This is a genomic window from Bartonella queenslandensis AUST/NH15 (assembly GCF_000312585.1).
GTDB lineage: Bacteria > Pseudomonadota > Alphaproteobacteria > Rhizobiales > Rhizobiaceae > Bartonella > Bartonella queenslandensis_A.
Window position 1 is genome coordinate 1 of sequence record NZ_HE998353.1, and the last position, 1,257, is coordinate 1,257.

A 1,257-nucleotide genomic window follows, 5' to 3' on the forward strand; every position below is an offset into this window, starting at 1 on the left:
ACTATTTAGAACATCAGAAAAATCTAAATATTCAAGTTATCTTTGGTAATCCTCCTTATTCGGTAGGACAAAAAAGTGAAAACGATAATGCCAAAAACACCCCTTATCCTATTTTAGATAACCGTATTAGTGAAACATACGCTGCTCAATCGAATGCAACAAATATGCGAACACTTTATGATAGTTATATTCGTGCTATTCGCTGGGCGAGTGATCGTATTGATAATGCTGGGGTCATTGGCTTTGTTTCTGGCTCTGGTTACGTAGAAAAGTCGACAATGGACAGTTTACGAAAATCTTTAGCCAAAGAATTTACGAGTATTTATGTGCTTAATTTGCGGGGGGATATTCGTAAAAATATGTTAAGCAATGGAGCAACTCAAGAAGGCGAAAATGTTTTTGGCAATGGTAGTATGACCGGCATTGCCGTGACTTTATTTATCAAAAATCCCAATGTTACTGGACCTTGTAAGATTTACTATCATGATATTGGAGATAATCTTTCTACCGAAAAAAAACTTGAGATGCTTCAGTACTTTGGTAGTATTGGTGGTATTACACGTGAAAACGGTTGGAAAATAATTACACCAGACAAGCACGGTGATTGGATAAATCAACGTGACGATAGTTTTGAAACATTTTTAGCTCTAGATATTAAAAAAGGGCATGATAAAAAGCTCTTTGAAACTTTTTCTCTTGGAGTTTCAACCAATCGTGATGCATGGGCATATCATTCAAGCCGTAAAGTTTTAGCAGAAAATATGAGTAACATGATTGATTTCTACAATAGTGAAGTAGAGCGCTATAATGTCTATTTACATGACGACAATAAAACACGTGCAAAGGCTGTAGACAATTTTGTCACCACGGATGAGAGAAAAATCAGTTGGAGTTATAGTGTTAAACAAGAATTGTTGAGAGGAAAGATTTTTGAATTTGAAGATGCATGCCTTATTCAAAGCCTTTATCGTCCTTTTACAAAACAATGGCTCTATTATAATCGTACCTTCAATGAAAGAGTTTTTCAAATGCCGCGGATATTTCCTATGGGACAAGCCGTTGAAAATAAAGTGATTCAAGTTACAGGCGTAGGAGCAAGGTGTGGCTTTTCTGTACTCATGACGAATACTGTGCCTAATTTAGATGCAATAGAAAAATGTCAATGCTTTCCACGCTATATTTATGAAGAGTCTGCAGTTTCAAAAGATAAAAAGCAGTCCCATTTATTCGAAAGCTCCATAAAGAACAGTGAAATGG

General features: G+C 35.8%; 1 protein-coding gene. It reads left to right on the plus strand.

The window, feature by feature from the left end; genetic code table 11:
• A partial coding sequence (locus BN338_RS12445) for a type ISP restriction/modification enzyme (protein ID WP_039762304.1) occupies positions 1-1,257 on the plus strand: 1,257 nt, incomplete at both ends.